The 18,099-nt window shown below is 62.3% G+C and carries 12 protein-coding genes and 3 pseudogenes; 3 read left to right on the forward strand and 12 right to left on the reverse strand.

Going from position 1 to position 18,099, the window contains the following annotated elements:
* Positions 1–1,058: 1,058 nt before the first annotated feature.
* The 4 genes from QQS38_RS19915 to QQS38_RS19930 all read right to left on the reverse strand — a co-directional run bounded on the left by QQS38_RS19915 (position 1,059) and on the right by QQS38_RS19930 (position 3,590).
* Positions 1,059–1,400 (reverse strand): helix-turn-helix domain-containing protein, encoded by a 342-nt coding sequence (locus QQS38_RS19915; RefSeq protein WP_479647076.1) that lies wholly within the window; start codon positions 1,398–1,400, stop codon positions 1,059–1,061.
* Positions 1,397–1,759 carry a type II toxin-antitoxin system RelE/ParE family toxin gene (locus QQS38_RS19920; RefSeq protein ID WP_479647077.1) on the reverse strand — a complete coding sequence of 121 codons (363 nt, stop codon included), beginning with the start codon at positions 1,757–1,759 and terminating at the stop codon, positions 1,397–1,399. The genes QQS38_RS19915 and QQS38_RS19920 overlap by 4 nt, the downstream gene beginning before the upstream one ends.
* 70 nt (positions 1,760–1,829) lie before the next feature.
* Positions 1,830–2,888 carry a site-specific tyrosine recombinase XerC gene (gene xerC / locus QQS38_RS19925; protein ID WP_479647078.1) on the reverse strand — a complete coding sequence of 353 codons (1,059 nt, stop codon included), beginning with the start codon at positions 2,886–2,888 and terminating at the stop codon, positions 1,830–1,832.
* Positions 2,889–2,897: 9 nt separating this feature from the next.
* The gene (locus QQS38_RS19930) at positions 2,898–3,590 is read right to left on the reverse strand and encodes a hypothetical protein (RefSeq protein ID WP_479647079.1); all 693 of its coding nucleotides are present in this window, start codon (positions 3,588–3,590) and stop codon (positions 2,898–2,900) included.
* 42 nt (positions 3,591–3,632) lie between these two features.
* Here QQS38_RS19930 and QQS38_RS19935 point away from each other — a divergent pair, with 42 nt between their 5' ends.
* The gene (locus QQS38_RS19935; protein ID WP_479647080.1) at positions 3,633–3,809 is read left to right on the forward strand and encodes a SymE family type I addiction module toxin; all 177 of its coding nucleotides are present in this window, start codon (positions 3,633–3,635) and stop codon (positions 3,807–3,809) included.
* Between the two features lie 603 nt (positions 3,810–4,412).
* Here the strand turns inward: QQS38_RS19935 and QQS38_RS19940 are convergent.
* The 7 genes and pseudogenes from QQS38_RS19940 to QQS38_RS19970 form a co-directional block, all read right to left on the reverse strand.
* Positions 4,413–7,610 (reverse strand): hemagglutinin repeat-containing protein, encoded by a 3,198-nt coding sequence (locus QQS38_RS19940; protein WP_479647081.1) that lies wholly within the window; start codon positions 7,608–7,610, stop codon positions 4,413–4,415.
* Positions 7,564–11,745: a two-partner secretion domain-containing protein gene (locus QQS38_RS19945; RefSeq protein ID WP_479647202.1), complete on the reverse strand. Its 4,182-nt coding sequence runs from the start codon at positions 11,743–11,745 to the stop codon at positions 7,564–7,566. The genes QQS38_RS19940 and QQS38_RS19945 overlap by 47 nt, the downstream gene beginning before the upstream one ends.
* A gap of 69 nt (positions 11,746–11,814) precedes the next feature.
* Positions 11,815–11,895: pseudogene (locus QQS38_RS19950) on the reverse strand (ESPR-type extended signal peptide-containing protein); the annotation flags it as partial.
* Positions 11,892–12,899, reverse strand: a pseudogene (locus tag QQS38_RS19955) (ShlB/FhaC/HecB family hemolysin secretion/activation protein). The pseudogenes QQS38_RS19950 and QQS38_RS19955, both read right to left, overlap by 4 nt.
* A gap of 1,027 nt (positions 12,900–13,926) precedes the next feature.
* A complete protein-coding gene (locus tag QQS38_RS19960; RefSeq protein WP_479647082.1) occupies positions 13,927–14,214 on the reverse strand; it encodes a DUF1330 domain-containing protein in 288 nt (95 codons plus the stop codon).
* Between the two features lie 78 nt (positions 14,215–14,292).
* Positions 14,293–14,430 (reverse strand): annotated as a pseudogene (locus QQS38_RS19965) (DUF1330 domain-containing protein); the annotation flags it as partial.
* Positions 14,431–14,534: 104 nt separating this feature from the next.
* Positions 14,535–15,008, reverse strand: a complete 474-nt coding sequence (locus QQS38_RS19970) for a VOC family protein (RefSeq protein ID WP_479647083.1) — start codon at positions 15,006–15,008, stop codon at positions 14,535–14,537.
* Between the two features lie 444 nt (positions 15,009–15,452).
* Here QQS38_RS19970 and QQS38_RS19975 point away from each other — a divergent pair, with 444 nt between their 5' ends.
* Together QQS38_RS19975 and QQS38_RS19980 are read left to right on the forward strand one after the other, a co-directional pair.
* Positions 15,453–16,778, forward strand: a complete 1,326-nt coding sequence (locus QQS38_RS19975) for an MFS transporter (protein ID WP_479647203.1) — start codon at positions 15,453–15,455, stop codon at positions 16,776–16,778.
* 99 nt (positions 16,779–16,877) lie between these two features.
* Entirely contained in the window at positions 16,878–17,126 is a 249-nt protein-coding gene (locus QQS38_RS19980; protein ID WP_325339853.1) for a hypothetical protein, read from the forward strand.
* A gap of 28 nt (positions 17,127–17,154) precedes the next feature.
* Here the strand turns inward: QQS38_RS19980 and pcaD are convergent, their stop codons facing one another.
* On the reverse strand, positions 17,155–17,946 hold the full coding sequence (gene pcaD, locus QQS38_RS19985; RefSeq protein ID WP_479647084.1) for a 3-oxoadipate enol-lactonase: 792 nt from the start codon (positions 17,944–17,946) through the stop codon (positions 17,155–17,157).
* Positions 17,947–18,099: the final 153 nt, after the last annotated feature.

An 18,099-nucleotide genomic window follows, 5' to 3' on the forward strand; every position in this document is an offset into this window, starting at 1 on the left:
CGCTACACCCGCCGCGTCCCCAGGCAACTTCTGCGTTTCCTGCATGAATATCCTCCCGTCGTCGCAATGGGAGAATCGTCAGCGATCAGCGACGTTCATTCAATAACGGGGATTCTCGGGCGGATACAGTGTGATTTCCATCTCGCAGCTCCTGTTCGCCCGGCGCGACACTCGCGCTGTTGGCCCCTCCCAACCAACGCCGCGCGCAGGCGCGTCAAGGGCGGGCGCAGCCCGGCGCAGCGAACCCTTGACGCGTCGAGCACGGCGTTACACTCGGCAGGCCAGCAGCGTGAGTCCCCACCCACCTGCGCAGAACGTTCGGCATCAACCCCGTCAAGGCCGCGCGCCAGCGCGCCCGTAGGGCTTGGCCTTGACTGCGATCGGTTATCCACGCTCGGACACTGCGGTGCAAGACGACTCGGCGGCTTGCATCGCATGCCGAACCGCGCTTTTTCGTGGGGGTGCTTTTCCGCCAAGGCGGCTAGGTAGGGAGCCCCTTGGGGGCGTACGGTGGATGGGCGGGGCGCATTTCATTTCTCGGCCGCAACGCGGCCCCTAGCTTCGTTCTTGCGCGCCAGCGCCATACTTCGATTTACTTCGTATTCCTAATTATGGCCGCACAGCGGCCCCTGACATCGCCCCTTGCGCAGCACATACATCAGGGCCGGGGGCGCAAGACATAACGCTGCGTTATCCACGGCCGGGCACCGGCTGTCAACGCCTGTCAACGCCTGTCAACGCCTGTCAACGCCAGATTCAAATGTCCGCGTTATGTTCAATCGGCTGACGGATGACGGCGGCCCGCCCCTGGCGGGACGGCGGCAGCCGGCAGCCGATTTACCCCCGGCCCTTCGTGACCCTCGGCCCAGCGGGCCGCACGAACCCTCTTCGTCACACCCTCGGGCCGCATGGCCCGCTTGAACCCTTCGTGTCCAATCCTGGCCCACCGGCCAGGATTTCCGGGCCGCTCCGGACCGGCACTTCTTCCTTCGTTGCAGTCTCAGGCCGCATGGCCTGCACTTACTAAATGCGTGCCTATTGCCTCGGGCACGCTCGTATTAGGCCACCACCACATGCGTATGCCCAAGCGTGCGCCGTTTGGCTTTCTTCACCACGATGTCCACGTCACGCCCCAGCCGGTTCAGGCATTCGATCATCTTGGCTTGACTGATGCCTCGGAACTTGCCGCGCAGCATTTCCGAGAGCTTCGGTTGCGGCATCCCTAGCAATTCGGCCGCCCGCTGCTGCGTCAGATGCCGACTCTTAATGATTTCGCCGATCTCATGTGCGAGTCCCGCTTTGACAAGCATCTCGTCGGCCCCTGGATAGCCTAGGTCCGCATACGGATTGTCGCTGCCTTGCTCAATGACGACGCCCTCGATGGTCGCTATCCTGCTCATGTCCGTGACTCCCTTTCCAATGCATCCACCGCTTTCAAACGCCGCTCGATCAACTCCATATCCGGCTTCGGCGTCGCAATACCGCTCGTCGACTTCTTTTGGAAGCAATGCACCACATACACCGCTTGCGCATACCGCACCGTGTACACCGCACGATACGTATCGCCCTGGTGGTCTTCCACCACTTCCAGCACGCCTGCTCCGCCAAAGCCCTTCAACGGCTTGGCTTGACTGTGCTTGCCGCCCACTTGAGCCAAGTGCAGCGCGTAGCCGAAGGTGTCTTGCACATCTTCAGGCATGGCACTCAAGTCCTTCTTCGCTGAGCCTACCCAGCGTAGTGGTTTGATCTTCATCAGCATCGTCGAATTATACCTAAATATAGATAATTCACAGCAGTTGCAGCGCTCCACAGCAAGTCCCTTCGAGGCTTCACACGTCCTTCCGCTCATAGACCCGCTTGAGCAACCGATTCGGCCGCGCCTGCTCGATCCGCTCGGCTTCCTCCCTTCGCTCCAGTCGCGCCGGGTGCGTCGCCGTGTGGATCTCCTTCAATGCCCGGATCGCCACTTGCGTATAGACCTGCGTGCTCGTGAGCTGCGCGTGCCCCAGCATCACCTGCACAAACCTCACGTCGGCGCCGTTTTCCAGCATCAACGTCGCCATCGTGTGCCGGAACAAGTGGCACGAGCCGCGCTTGTTCACCCCCGAGCGCTTGATGTAGTCCGACACCAACAGCCCCAAGCTGCGCGTGCCGAGCGAGTCGCCTGTCAACGCCAAGAACAGCGTGCCGTCGTCGTTGCCCAGCGCAATCTGCGGCCGCACCTCATCGAGGTACTTCCTGATCCACGCCAGCGCCCGATCGCCGATCGGAATCAGCCGATCTCGCTTGCCCTTGCCCTCGCGCACCATCACCGCCCCGCGCTCGTGGTCGACGTCGTGTACATGCAGGTTCACGAGTTCGGCTCGTCGTATCCCCGTGCTGTAGAACGTCTCCAAGATCGCGCGATCACGGATGCCTAAGCTGCTCGTCACGTCCGGTACGTTCAGAATCCGCTCGGCCTCGTCGGCACTGAGCACGTGTTTCGGCAGGCGCTTCTCCACCCGCGGCATATCCAGGTCGGCGGCCGGGTTCGACAGGATGCGGTGGTTACGCACCAGCCAGCGGAACCACACCCTCACCGGCACGAGCCGCATATGTTGGCTGCGCCCCGACAGCGCTTCGCCGTTTTGCTTGCGATATAGGAACAAGTAACGCTGATAGCGCTCCAGCACCGGGCGCGTCACTTCTTGCGGACGCGTCACGCCTCGCTCGTCGCACCATGTGATGAACGATCGCAGATGCGTCTCGCGGTGCTCGACGGTTCCTTCGCTGTAGTTGCGCACTCGCATCCACTCCAGAAACGGCCGCATCTGGTGATACAAGCTGTACGGATCGTCCGCCGGGCCGATCACCGGCAACGGGGCGCGCGGCGTTGAGCGCTTTCTCATTTCGCACTCCTAAACAACGCGGGCTAAAGAAGGGGCGCTTGGCTTTTGCGTGCTATAGGCTCTGGCATCCGCCCCAACCCCTTTACGCTCTTCGCCTTGCTCCACTTGGCTTTGCGGCCCGTTTTCCCGGTCCAACTTGGCCCCAACTTCGGGGCAACTTTGCGCCAACTTGCTCTCGGCAAGGTCCAACTTGCGTCCGTCGTTGTCCAACTCGCTCGCGTCAATGAGCCCAGCAAGCCTGGGCTCGCTCTCGGCCGCACCGTCGTACATCAACTCGTAACGCAGCAAGTGCCCGCGGCTGCCGCCGTGAACCACCAAGTATTCGAGCTCGGCCAACCGCATGCAATGCACCTTCAGTTGGTTGTCGCTCCAACTCGTGTAGTCGCGCACGTCACGGCGCGTGAAGCGCACCTCGCTTCGTCTAACATGCTCGCGCTCGCTGATTTCGGTCACCATCGCGTGAATCAGTTTCAGCAAGCGGCGCGTCTGTGGCGGCAACTCATCGAGCGTGCGCCCCAGCACTTCATGTGCGATCCGGTTCGCCAGAGCGATATCGCTTTTCGTGACCTCAATGTACGTGAGCGTTTCGCGCCGGTGCGTGACCGTCTGGTGCTGCCGCTGGTACTGGTGCAGCAGCGCAATCGAGCGGATCAGCGTCAGGTATTTCATGTGGTCCCGGCGCGTACGCGTCTTGTCGTCCATGAACGTCAGCTCGTTCGCGTACGGGTTCGCGACAGCATCAGCGTGACGCTGCGCGATTCGCCCGAGCACGAGATACCAGCCTTGCAACCGCCGTTCATGCCCTGGATGCAGGTCGCCGACCTCTGGCTCCACCGCGCCGGATTTGCTCCGGGCCAACGCATGCGCATCGCCTTCGACTATCGCAACGCCCGTCTCACGATTTCACCTGACTTCGAATAGACCGTTGGCCTCTCGGCATCGACGCGCAACGTGAGGACTTGTCCGCATCACGCTTAAATAACTTCACAAGCAACGAGCCCGGGCGAAGCCGGGCTCGTTGCTTAGAAGAAGAACTTCTTTATTGCGAGACTCGTCAGTATCCCGAAGACGACGGCAACGGAAACCCAGTAGGCAATTTTCTGCCCTCGGCTCATCTTTTCCCATTGCTCAGGAGTTGGACCTCCGCCTACAGCCATAGTCATACCTCACTTCATCAGTCGCGTGACTTGCACCCCGTGCCCCCAGAGCGCCACGCCAACCGTGCCATACCCGTCGACTATTCGTCATCCTCCCAGTTGTGGCGCCGGCGAAGGCTCGGATCCACACCAAACATCGTGCAAAGGTGAATGTAAGCACCAAAGCAGACGAACGGAATCCCCAACAGGAACAATGCAATACCTAGCCCGTGGAATCCGATTGCAAATACCACTGCACCAGCAATCGCCAATGGATATGCCCATGTGGCGATCTTTATACCCCTAAATCGAGCACTCAATCTGAATTGAGCGACATAAAAAAATATAGAGAAGACAACGACTACAATCGAGAAGAGAGGCCAAAACATCATTGCCCCCCCTTCACCAGGCAACCCATAGCTTGTTTACACTGTTGCGCTCCAGCGGCCCCACCGATACCCACCCCGAGTACGCCTTTTCCAGCAGCCAAGTTTCCATCGCCATCTCGCGTTACGTTTGTGTCTGCAAATATCCCATCACCGCCAGCGATGAAGGCGCCCTTACTACCCGTTACGCCGGTAGAAGCAGCGCCCTGACCCACAGTGACGGCAACGCCCGTGGAAGCCGTAAAGCCGAGGCCCATTGTCGCGCACCCTTGTGCGTAAGCGCAGAAATTCGGATGCGCACCCAACGACACGGCAAGTCCTACCTCACCTGTCCCACCCAAGTCAAAGACGTGAAGGCCAGCGTTGCCACCTAACTGAATCGTGAACGAGCCAGACGGACCGACCTTGTAAGTAAGTGCGCTTTGCTCCGGTGTCGGCGAACCGTTGGGGTTCGCCCCGTCAAATGGATTAGCCCTCTCCGCTGGCGTTGCGTAGAACAAGGAGTGGGGTGCATTTGCCGAAATAAATGCTGTTGCGACCGGATCCCCACCCGGCACGTTGGCAGCGCTACTGTCTACGATCCGTAATCCGCTCCCCAACAAAAGTTCAAGAGCCTGATCCGGCGTGATCGATTGCCCAGTCTTGTCTGCATAGAACTTTGCGAACGCGGCCGCGTTGTCCTTCGCCCACTGCCGCTCATCCGGATGCAACTGCCGATTGTAAAGATCAGCATTCGACGCGGCAAACGCACCCGACGCCCCACCAATCACCACCCCCGCCGCGCCGGCCAGCACATTCGACAACACATTTCCCAGCGCCCCCGATCCGGTCTCGTCCCCGATAGCCTCCGCAATACTGTTCAACTTCGGCGCGAGCGCCGACGAGACTGCGGCACCCGCCGCGCCGCCCACTACGTTACCGCCTCCCAACCCCGCAAGCAACGCGCCGCCTACCGAGTGCAGCAGCACGCGGTTCGCTCCCCCTTCGGCCCACGAGTTCGCCTCCGCCTGATACTGGGCTGCCGCCGATGTATCGCCCGCTGCCTTCGCCTCATCCGCTTTGGACTGCGCCTCCCTTTGCTTTGCGCTGGCATAGTCGCCGACCGCTCGGGCAATCGTCTGCCCCGCCGCCTGTGCCGCCTGCATCGTATCAGCCTGCTGCGACAGGATGTTCTGCACATCCGGCGTTTTCGAGACTATGCCATTGGTATTGGTCGCATCACGGCTCAGGCCAGCGATATCCTGCGTCTGATTCGCGCCGTTTGTCACGTTGATCGCGTCCGCGCTGACCGCACTGCGCGTCGTCGAACTTTCGTCGCCGTTCGCATGCTGAGACAGCATCGGCGTAACGCCCCCCGGCTTACTTCCAGACGCGGGACCCACAGCATTCTGACTCAGTCCCACCGAAGCGCCAGCGCTAAAGCCATTACTCGATGCACTGTAATGCGATTGATTCTGGATATCGCTATACGTCAGCGTCCCGGTCGTCAGGCTGTTCTTCGACGCATCCGCCGTGCTGGCAATCACCGCACCCTTCAGATCGGTGTTGCCCTTGACGTTGATGTCGAAGCCCCCAGACCCAGCCTGAATACCCGCCTGCTCGCTTACGCCCGCGTAGTTCGCATCGGCGTGACCGTTCTGCGCACTGAAGCTCGCGCTCGCACCGCCCATCGTGCTAACGCTGAACCCGCCGCCCGCGCTCGACTGATGCGACGCACTCACCGTTTTATCCTGAACGCTCGCAATATTCAGGTTGCCACCGATGTCGGCTACGACCTGATTGGCGTTGACATTCGCGCCGACGATATTGGTGTCGCCCCCGCTGACGACCGTCACCGAGTTGCTCCCGTTGATATGCGTGTTGTTCTGCATCGCGGCGTCTGAGTTACCGTCGCCGTGCGCGTTCTGCATCGATGCCGAAATTCCCCACCCGTTCGTCCCGAACGACACCCCCACGCTTGCGCTCGACGACGAATTCGAACTGCGCGTCGAATCCGTGTCCGTCGTATTGAGCAGATTCACCTGATTCTTGGCGATCAGCGCGACATCGCTCGCATTCACGTCTGAGCCGGCGATCGTCACGTTTCCGCTGCCCGGCGTGCCGTTCCCCGTTGCCACGAACGTGGCCGCCCCACCCGCTTGGACCGACGAGCCGCGCTGCGTCGTCTGATCCTCCGACGACTGCCTCGAACTATGGCTCGAACCCACGCTAACCTGAATCGCGATACTAGGCGCCGAACCCGTCCCACCGGCCACCGCCGAAGCCACCGCCGCCACATTGCCCGCCGCGGCAATTGCGTGAAGCGCTGCAGCCCGCTCATTTCCATGTGCGGAATTGCGTGCCGCCTGCGCCTCGCTGATCGCGTTGTTGATCGCATCCCCCACCGTGCCCGACAGACCGAGCGTCACACCGCTCTTGCTCGTTTGCTGCGTTTGCGCCCGATGCGACGTGTCCGTTGCCGAATCGATGATGATGTTCGCAGCCGTCCCCGTTAGGTTCTCCGCTGCAATCAGGTCGCTGCCCGTCACGTGCAGGTTATTGCCCGCCCGGACACTCAAGTTGCCATTGAGCGAGCCGATCGTACTCGCGTTATTCGTCACGCTCGACTCGTGGTCTGTCTCAGCGAGCTTGCTGCTGCCCACCGAGACGGCGATTCCACCACCCGCCATCAGCCCAGAGTGACGCTCCTCGTAGCTGCCCGACGACTGCATTGTGTCCTGCGATGTCGTGATATTCACGTCGTGCGCCGCACTGAGCGACACGTCGTTCGTCCCGACGAGGGTGCTGCCTTTGACGTTGATGTCCTTACCGCTGGCGATCGACACGCCGTCCGCGGAGATCGTACTGCCCTCCGATAGGGTGGTCGTTGTATTACGCGCGCTCGCCACACTCGTCCCACTCAACACCCCGCTATGACTGTGCGTCTCATGCGAATTCAGCTCGTGCGTTTCCGTCACGGCGCCGATCTCGATATTGCCCGCAGCCGCCAGCGTCGCATTGCCCTTGTCGAGACTGATTTCGCTGCCCTTAACCGCGATATCCTTCCCCGCCACGATCGCAAGGCTATCCCCGCCCTGCAGAGTCGTCGCCGTTAGCTCGTCGTCGGACTTGTGCAGCGCCTCTGCATAGCTGCCGTGATGATCGCTACCGGAGCTAGTGCTGTCGACCGTCGACGTAGCCTTGGCTGCCTGCAGCGTCACGTTGCCCCCGGGCTACGACGGTCCCTCCGCCCCCAAGGCTGATGTTGGCCCCGCTCGCCGTGAGATCGTTGCCGACGGCAATCGCCGATACCCCGCCAACCTTCACGCTACTCCCCGTTACACCCATGATGCTGGTATCGGACACGCCGTTTGCGCGATCGACGACCTTCTTCTCCCCCGTCGTCTGCGTGCCGAGCGTCCAATCCCCACCAACGTTCATCGCCAGCCCACCACCCACGTTCAGGCTCCCAGCGTTCTGCACGAAGTTCCCGCCCGTCACGATCGCCGCATTGCCCTCCACGCTGATGCTCGCCAACGGCCCGAGAGTCGCGTTGATTCGCGTCGCCCCGTTATCGTTAACCTGATTCGTCGTCTTCACCGCCGTTCTGAGAACAAGGTCGCCCCCTGTCTGCAGCGCCAGGCTCCTCGCCTTCACCGTCGCCGACGTCAAGTTCACGTCGCCCGCCGTCACGAGCGTCATCTGTCCGCCCGCCTGCAGCGCGCCGAAAGAGCTGTCGATGCTCTGCCCGCTGATCGAGAAATCGTTCGCCGCCTTGATCGTGCCGCTGTTCGTCACCGACTGCGCGTTTTGCAGATCGATATTCGTCGCCGCTATGACCGGGCCATTGCCCATGTTCTCCTGGCTCGCCTTGGCTAGATACACCACCGGCTCCAATACCGACTGGCCGTCCACGATCTGGGTCTGCATGATCACGACGTTGCTCGTCAGGTGCGCCACCTGCTCTGGCGACAGCCCCGTGCCCGGTGCAAGATCGAGCGACTTGGCCAGTTCGGCGCCCGATGTCATCAGCGACTTGAACTCATCCTGTGTGCTCGCATAGTTCGTGAGCACCGACTTCCCCGTCATCGACATGAGTTGGTCCTGCACGAGCTTCTGCTCGTAGAACCCATCGCCCAGGCGCAGTTGAACCTTGCCCGGGTCCATACCCATTTGCTGGAAGTAGTAGTCGCTCGACAGCCACTGCTGCTGATTCGCGAAGGCTGGATTCGTTTCGATCAAATAGGTCGCGCCTGGAGCCGTATCGCGCTTGAACAAGCCGCCTTGCGGCACCGTAATGTTGTTCAGCACCGTCACCGCCGTCGCGCTCGCGATGGTGGGATTGCTGAAGTTCGCAAGGCCGCTGTTCGCCAAATGCCCGCCCCGAATCGATGCCGTCGACGCCGGCAGCCCGCCCGTCGACGCGATCACGCCGCTCGCCGCGCTCGCACCGACCGCTCTGACGCCCACGCTCATCGTGTCCGAACCGAGCTGTGTCAGCGATCCATGCTCGTTCGTCAGGTTCGTCGCGCTCAAGCTGAGCTGATTGGCGATGATCCGCCCATTGCCGTTGTCGAGCTGCGGGACCGTGAACGACAACGTGTTCCCGCTGACGGTACCGCCTGCGTTCTCGAACGATGCCGCCGTGGTCGTCGCGGACTGCGCACTGAGCATGCCCCCACTGTTATCGAAGGCGCCCGCGACGGCCGTGTTGAGCGTGCGCCCCGCCGTGATGCTGCCGCTGTTCGTCAGCGTGGCAGCCTGCACCGCGCCGTTGCCGGTGGCGGCAATCGTGCCGCTCGCGTTGGTCAACATGCCTCCGCTCGATACGGCCAGATCGGCATTCGATGCCAGTTGGCCATGCGTGTTGTTCAGCGCACCGAATACCGTTGCGGTCAATCCGGCCTGACCATCAATGGTGCCGCCGGTGTTCTCGATGCTCGCCGCGGATAGTTGTGTCGACCCATTGCTGACGATCGATCCGCCGACGTTCGTGACCGTACCGGTGCCACCGCTCGCATCGAGCGTCAGCGTGCCCATGCCGGCATGCGTGATCGTCCCGCCGTTATTGTCGAGCGAGGCCGGCGCGAGCGACAAATCGGTGCTGTTCGTCTGAATGACGCCGCCGCTCGAATTGTCGAGCGCTCCGGTCACGCCCATGCCCATTGCACCCGAGCCAAGCTGCGAGACGGATCCGTGTTCGTTCGTCAGATTCGTAGCGCTCAAGCTCAACTGGTTCGCGCTGATCGTCCCGCTGGTATTGTCGAGTTGCGGCACCGTCAGCGATACGCTATTGCCGCTGATGGTCCCGTTGCCGTTCTTGAGCGAAGCCGCGTCAACGGCGACCGTCGCGCCGCTCAGCGTTCCGCCGCTGTTGTCGAGCGCCCCTTGCGTCGCGACGCCCAGCTTCTGCGCAGCCGTGAAGAGCCCGCTGTTCGTCACCGACGCCGCTTGAATCGTCGAATTGCCGTTGCCGCCGATCACGCCGCCCGTCTGGCCTTGCGCGGTCGTTCCCGATGCGTTCGTGATCTGGCCGCTGGCCGTGAGCGAGAGGCCATCGCCGTTCTCCGACACGATGCGTCCAGCCGCATTCAGCACATTGGCGGCCGACACGCGCACCGCGCCGCTGGCCTCTAGCCGGCCCGCCGTATTGTCGATGTTGCCCGCCGACGTCACATCGAGCGCACGCGCCGACGTAATCGACCCAGCCCCGTTAGCGAGGCTCGTCGCTGCGACGGTCGCCAGACCATTCGTGGCGATACTGCCGTGGCTGTTGTCGAGTGCCCCGGTTCGGACATTCAATGCACGCAGGCCCGCCTGGGTGATCTGCCCGCTCGCATTGGTTAGACTGGCCGATTGAATCGTGGCGTTTTGCGCATTCGTAGTGAGCGTACCGCCCGAATTGTCGAAATTGCCCGACGCGACGAGCGTCGCATCGCCTGTGCCCGTTTGCAACAGTTTTCCGGTCCGGTTCGACAGGCTCCCCGCCGTCACGCTCAACTGGCCAGCGCCGATTTGCCCCCGATCGTTCGAGAACGCGCCCACTGCGCTGGCGCTCAGACTTCCGCCGGCTTGCAGCGTCGCCCCGGCATGCACGATGTCGCCGGTATCGCCCCCGACGCCGGTTGCCGTCAACGCCGCATTGCCTTTGACCGAGGTTTGAGCGCCGGTCAGATTCAGGCTGCTGCCAGAGACCGCTAGATTGCCCCCGGTCATCTGCTGCCCCGTCGCGCTCACGGCGCCTGAACTCGTTATCGTGAGACTGCCCGTCCCCGTGACGCTTCCGCCCGAATCGATGCCCGCGCCAAGCGCACCGCTCGAACTGACACCCGCCCCGGTCACACTCGTGTCACCGAGCGCGGCGAGCGTACCCGTATTGTCGACATGGGTCAGACTGCTCACGGTCATGTTTTGCGACGCATAGACTGAACCGCTGTTCGAGACATCGCTCGCGCCGGAAATCGTCACGTTGCCGCTCGCGCTCGTCGTGCCCGACAACGTCACCTTCCCTTGACTGCTCAATTGGAGATCGCCCGACTGCGACGCGATCGTGCCAGCGCTATTGACGCCCACCCCCGCCTCGGTGCCGACGAGTCGGATTTTTCCGGCGTACATTCCGCCCAACTGCGCCACATCGATAGCAACGCTCGGGCTGTTGCCATCCGCGCCGAGCGGTTGAGCGCTCAGATCGTTGTGATTCACGTCGTTGTTGCCCGCCACCACGTTCAGCGACTGACCGGCCCACACCTTGCCATTGATCGCCACGCTGCGTGCGATCAGATCGACCTGATCGACGTTGCTTGCGTTAAGCCCGCCCGAACCGATCAGGATTTGGCCGCCCGTCACGTGAAACGAATCGAGGCTGCCCGCGCCGCCGAACACCGGCGTGCCCGTCGTCAAAATCCCGCGGCTCGTATTGATGAAGCCGCAACCATCACAGACGATGCCCGACGGATTGGCGATCACCACCTCGGCCCGAGCGCCTGCCACCTCGGTGTATCCGAGTAGCTGGCTGGGGCTACCGCCGATCACCTGGTTCAGGATGACGCGCGCGTTGCCTGAACCGAGATTCGGGTTGCCACCGACGTAGCCACCCTGTTGCGTGAGCACGTTGCCTTGCGAATTGTTGAGGATGAGGCCTTGCGTGCCGACGTTGTACTGCGTGTACATATTGTTCGACACGCCGGCACCGTTCGGAGTCGCGATTTGCACCACCGGCACGCCGTTGCCCGCCACCCCTACGAGCGGTTTGCTGCCCGACGACGAGGGCGCTGCAACGACCTGCGCGGCAACGAGTATGGGCTGCATGCCGAGCGCACACAGCGCCGCGAAAGCGACATGGCGTATCGACAACATGTCGACGAATCCTACGCGGGCACGCGAAAGCGGTGCACGGCGCAACGTCCCTGCGGACCGCTTCCGGCCGTTCCCCATTGCCGTTTCCTGCACGACTGTCCACAGGCCACGGACTGCACTGAAAATGACGCGATAGATATTCTTGTTCATAGCAGGAAACTCACGCTGAAGCCCGCAACCGGCCAATGGTTGGGGAAACCGGCGGGCTGGTACAACGGGCCGCCCACGAAGACGTCGTAACTGACATGCTTGAATGCGCCGCCACGGACACCGATCACGGCGCCGACGAGACGGCGGCCGAGCAGGTTATGGGCTTCGGGGCCGAACACCTCGCCGCCGTCGAGCCCGAGATAGAACGCCTGCCCGAAGCGCTGCAGCGGGACCTCGAGATCGTTGCGCACGTACACCCCTTTTTCGGCAGCCAGCATTGTGTTGCCGTCGAACCCGCGAACCGTGTAGCGGCTGCCGATCGAAACGTACTCAGTGGGGTAAAGCACGTTGGGCGTGTTCTGCGCATGCACCGTACTCGTGTAGCGCAAGGGGAAACCGGCGATCGCGAACGGCACGCTCAACGTCGCATCGAGCGTTTCCATGTGGTAGTAGTACGTCGGCGTGCCGCTCGCCACACCCGGCAGATCGGGCTGTGCACCGAACCATGGCACCCCCCAGCGATAAGCGAGCGTGCCGTCGAACTGCGCGGCTCCGAGGTAATGCTTGTGCTCCCAGCCGATCTCCGCGTAGCTGTTATCGCGGTGTTGGACGTCGATTTCCGTGCCGTCGATGAACGCTTCGCTGAAGCGCTTGCCGACACGGAACTCGAGCATGTTCTTCTGCACCTGATTGCGGTAGAACTGGTACTCTGTCTTGACGTCGAAGGTCTTCGACTTGCCGCTCGATACCAGCGTCGAAAACGCGCCTGCAATCTCCTGGTGATAGTCGTACTGGCTCGCCGTAGCCGTGAGCGTCCAGTTTCCTCACGGAATCGAGTAATAAGCGCTGCTGCCATGCGTGCCGTATTTGCTCGCGTGGCCGTTGATGTCGTGGTTGTAACTAATGTTCAGGAGATCCGACAGGCCGAGCGGATTGTCGATCGTGAGGCTCGCACGGCAGCGCCGCACAATCCGCTCAGCAATTGCAGACCTGCGAATAGGCACACATAGGCGCGAACCACCCTGTGCCCACAGGCCCCCGTGTTTGCCGCCCCGCGCCGCGCAGGACGGTCCTGATCGATATGCATCGTGTCCAACTTGGATTCTTATCGCCCGCGCAACCCGCTTCGAGTGCGCGCCAATACCTTGCCGCCATGCGCCAACATGTCGCTGCGACCGTTCGTTCGCTTCGCGTTACGTGTTCTCGTTTTGCCCCGGGCGAGTGATCACCGGTCTCGAGCGACGGCCCGCACCGGTCAACCGAGTGGGCCAACGATGCAAACGCGTGTTAGTGGAATAGCGACTCGTAGAGGCCATGGGAGTGCGGAAGCACCCCGGGCTCGAACCGAACAGAACAAGAGCCGTCTGGGACGAATGAGATCCGGCGCGCAGCAGTGGCGCAGGCCCATATTCGACGGCCTCGACCGTGAACCCCGCACGGTATATTTGCAGTTGCATGGTCTATTTCGCCAGCGCTTATGCGCCGCCTCGACGGCAGCCTTGCGCTCGGCACTCTCAATGTTTTTGTCGATTTCGCGGCCATACATTGGAACGATGGCGCACGACCTTCGGAACAGCGAGCGCATCGTATCAAACTTTTTACGAATTGTTACATTCTTCGAATCAGGGACGACTCACCCCCGCCGGAGTCGGCGGGGATGGATGCGTCGATATGCCGTATTCGGTGAAAGGAAGCGTGTCGAACGAGAGACTTGCCCCCAAGAACCGCCAGCATTGGCGCAGCAGGCCGTCGCTTGATTAAAGAAATGAATGGACGGCTTTCTATCGTCTATTGAATTATTACTATTTGCTTTCTTAACTCAGAGACCAATACCGTCAAGCGGTGTTGTAAACGACCACCAGCCTTTCTGTCCCTATTACGCACATGTTTGCGTTGTTCCGCCGGCGGCTCGCCTCGTCCTCTGACATGCCTGCAGGTTTCCCCGCCCCGCGGATGCAGATAACCCGCCCCTACGGGACAGGCAACGGACAACAACCTCCGCCCCCCCAAATGCCGAGCGCACAAGCAGCGCTAAGCGCCTTCGACGATGATCGCCTTGCTCGTTGCCGTACGCTCGCGAATCGCTTTAGCCGGCGCGTATTCCGCCGATTCGTACCAAGCTAGCGCTTGCTCGCGGCTATCGAACTGCAGCACGACCACGCGCTTGGGGTCCCAATCGCCTTCGAGCGCCTGCGCCTCTCCCCCGCGCACGATGTAACGGCCGCCGAACTGCGCGACCGTGGGGGTCGCGAGCTTTCGATACTCGCCGTACTGCTCAGGGTCGTGCACTTCGATGTCGAAAATCATGTACGCGGCCATGCTTCCTCCCAAACCAGCAGGTTTCACGATGCGGCCGGTCGTGGCCGCAAGACGGGCGCCCGCCCGTCTGCCGTAACGCTACGCGATCAATGCGTCCCGCGCCACACTGCGCGTCGTTCCGGCTCCCAAGCGAAGCTGCCTGGCCGCGCGATACTCGTAGAATGCACGCCAGCAATGCGCTACCCGGGCGCCTTCGAACTCGATGACGACGGTGCGCGGCGGCCGCCATTACCGCGCGCACCGCCGGCTGCGCATCTGCTCGCGGCGCGTCCGCAGCGATGCGCCCGAGGCACCCGTACCTCCGTAGTGCGCGTGCGCCCTCAGGCGTGAGGCGCCGGCATCTCGGCCATGGCCTTCTGCATTTGCTCCATGGTCGGCTCGCTCTTGCGCGTCGCGATGTGCCAGCAGTGGCCGTAAGGGTCTTCGAGAAGGCCCCAGCGGTCGCCCCAGAACATGTCGGCGAGCGGCATGATGACCGTCGCGCCCGCGGACACCGCGCGATCGAACGCCTTGTCGGCATCCTCGACATAGACGTAGAGACTGACCGGCGTGCCTTTGAGCGTCTTCGGGCCGGACGAACCGCATTCCGGACTTTCGTCGGTCAACATCAGCACCGAGTCGCCGATCTTGATCTGCGCGTGCGCGAGCTTGCCGGAGGGCCCCGGCATGCGGAACAGTTCGATCGCGCCGAACGCCTTGGCATAGAACTCGATCGCCTGCGCAGCGTTGTCGCATACGAGTTGCGGCGTAATCGTGTGCATGCCTTCGGGAATGGGTTTGACGGATGAGGTCATGGTTTGCACTCCGTTGTCAGAGGTTTGTAAACGAATAACGAATGGACTAGGCGGGCCTCGTAGGGGGCTTGGCGCAAGTACGCCGCCCCTTGTGTTCGCATTGCGGAAGGCTCCATCGATACGACGAGCGAAGAACGACCAATTCGACATCGGCCGCGGATTTTTTTCACTTCCATGCGAGCCGGACGACGCGCCTCCGTGAAAGTCCTAATTCGGAGCCCTTGTTAAGTAGTTGACGACATGAGACAGTCGTGCGGCCGGGTATTCCCCACCCGATTGCCGCATCGATGCTCACGCCTTCGGGCCAGTACGCGCAGCAAGGTCTTCGAAGGCTTTCGACGGCAAAACATAAAAGAATCGAAAGAGGCGCAGATGACCAATCAGCAATCCCTAGCAATCGCAGCGCGTTTCGACCGGCTACCGCCATCACGCACCGTCTGGACCATGGTGATGCTCATTTCGCTTGGCGGCGTGTTCGAGTTCTATGACCTGTTCTTCACCGGCTACGTCGCGCCGGGCATGGTGCAATCGGGGCTGTTCAAGCCCGAATCGCTCGGCTTTTTCGCGGCGCTCGCTCCGATCTCCGTTGCGGGCTTCGGCACGTTCGTGTTTTCCACCTTCGCCGGCTTGTGGCTCGGCACGCTCGTTTTCGGCTTCGTCGCGGATCGCTTCGGGCGGCGCTTCGTCTTCACGTGGTCGCTGATTTGGTACGTCGTGTGCACGGCCATCATGGCCTTTCAGCATTCGGGCCAAGCCATCAACATCTGGCGGCTCATCGCAGGCATCGGGATCGGAGTCGAACTCGTGACCATCGATTCGTACATCTCCGAACTCATCCCCAGCGCCGAGCGCGGCCGCGCCTACGCGATCAATCAGTTCATCACCTTTTGCGTCGTGCCGCTCGTCGCGTTCCTCGCGTTCATTCTCAAGGATACGCATCCGTTCGGGCTCGACTATTGGCGCGTCGTCATCTTGATCGGCACGCTCGGCGCCGGGTTCGTCTGGATCATTCGCCGCAATGTCCCCGAAAGCCCGCGCTGGCTCGCGCGGCACGGCCGCATGGACGAAGCCGAGCGCATCGTCTCCGACATCGAGCAACGCGTCGAAGCCGAGAAAGGCGTGAAGCTGCCGCCACCCCAGCCCGTGGGCAATGAAACGGACGGCAGCGGCACTTTCAGCGAAATCTTCGGCCCGCTCTACCGCAAGCGCACGGTCTTGCTCTCGATCTTCAACATGGCGCAGGCCATCGGCTTTTACGGCTTCGCCGCCTGGGTGCCGACCTTGCTGATCAGCCGCGGCGTCCATGTGACGACGAGCCTGCAGTACGCCTTCATCATCGCCATCGCGAACCCGTTCGGACCGCTGCTCGGCACGTTGTTCGCCGATAAGATCGAGCGCAAGACGCAAATCTGCTGCGGCTTGCTGATCATGGGCATCGTGATCGCGCTGTTCTCCCAAGCGTCCGCGCCGGGTCTGCTGATCGTGCTCGGCGTGCTCTTCACACTCGCCTCGAACGTCATGTCCTATGCCTACCATGGCTACCAAGCCGAGCTGTTTCCGACGCGCGTGCGCGCCCGCGCGGTCGGCTTCGTCTATTCGTGGAGCCGCCTGGCCGTCGCCTTCGCGGGCCTCGCGATCGGTGTGCTGCTGCACAAGTACGGCGTGCCGGGCGTAGCCGTCTTCATCGGCGCGTCGATGGTCGTCGGCATCTGCATGATCTTGCTCGGGCCGTCCACGAAGGGCCGCTCGCTCGAATCGATCAGCCACTGATCGCGGCGGCGTGGCGCACCGGACACGCGCCGCGTGCGCCAGGCGCGAGACTGGCGTACCCTGCTTTCATTGACGCTGACGCTGCTACGGGAGGCTCGAATGACGGCATCGGTTCGCACAGGCGCGCACATCGAAGGCATTCACTGGGTCGCAGAGTATCTCGAAGCCACGCACGAAATCCGCGTGCTGCGCGAAGGGTTCGAGGTCGGCATGTACGATGCCCCGCCGAGCCTATTCGGCGAAGAAGCCGATGCCGGTTCGAAGAGCGTCGCCGATCATCGCGCGCTCGAAGCCGCGCTGCGCGCTTATCTGTTGCGCTTCGTCGCGGAGCACGACGCCGAAGAATAGGCACACGGCGTTGCAGCCGGCGCGTGCATCAAGATGGGCCGGTCAAGAACTCGAGCACCGTCCTAGTGAAATCGTCGGCTCGCTCGATGTTCGACAAATGCTGCGCGTCGAACTCGACGAATCGCGCGCCCGCAATGCCTTCGGCCAGCATTCGGGTGTGCTCGGGCGCGACGGACGGATCGCCGCGCCCGGTCAGAACGAGCGTAGGCGCCCGTATCGCTCCCACTTCGGCACGCAGGTCCGCGGCGCCGATCGCCTCGCAATTGCTCGCGTACCCTTCTGCGTCCATATGGGCGAATGCATCGCGAATCGCAGCCAAGACGAGCGGCTCGCGCGCCGCGAACTCGCTCGTGAACCAGCGCGCGAGCGTGGCGTCGGCGAGCGAGCGCACGCCTTGCTCGCGAGCTTGGCGCGCACGCCCGTGCCAAACGTCGGGTGTGCCGAGCCGGGCCGCCGTGTGGGCCAGTACCACGCGCTCCAACCGCTCGCCGTGCCGCGCAGCGAGCGCTACGCCGATGAGCCCGCCCATCGACAGCCCGCAAAAGTGCGCACGCTCGATCGCGAGGGCATCGAGCAAGCCGAGCACATCCAGGGTCAATTGCTCGATCGTATAGGGGCCGGGCGGAGCGTCGGAGCACCCCAGGCCGCGCGTGTCGAAACGCAAGACGCGGAATCGGGACGCGAAGGCCGCAATCTGCGGCGACCACATCGTCAGATCGGCCCCCAACGCGTTGGCAAGCACGAGCCACGGGGCATCGCTGCGCTCGGCGCCATCGAGGCGGTAATGAAGGCGAAGGCCATCGACGTAAGCGAAAGACATAGCGAAATTCCTCGACGTTCGGTAGCGCGGCAAAGATGCTTCGTATTGTGCTACGGGGCGGCGTTGCGTGCAGCGGCCGCTACGCAATACGCCTGAATCGTGGAACAATGGCCCCATTTCGAAGCCGCGCGCAGGCGAAGCAAACTAGGAGCG

Source organism: Trinickia sp. Z7, assembly GCF_056498045.1.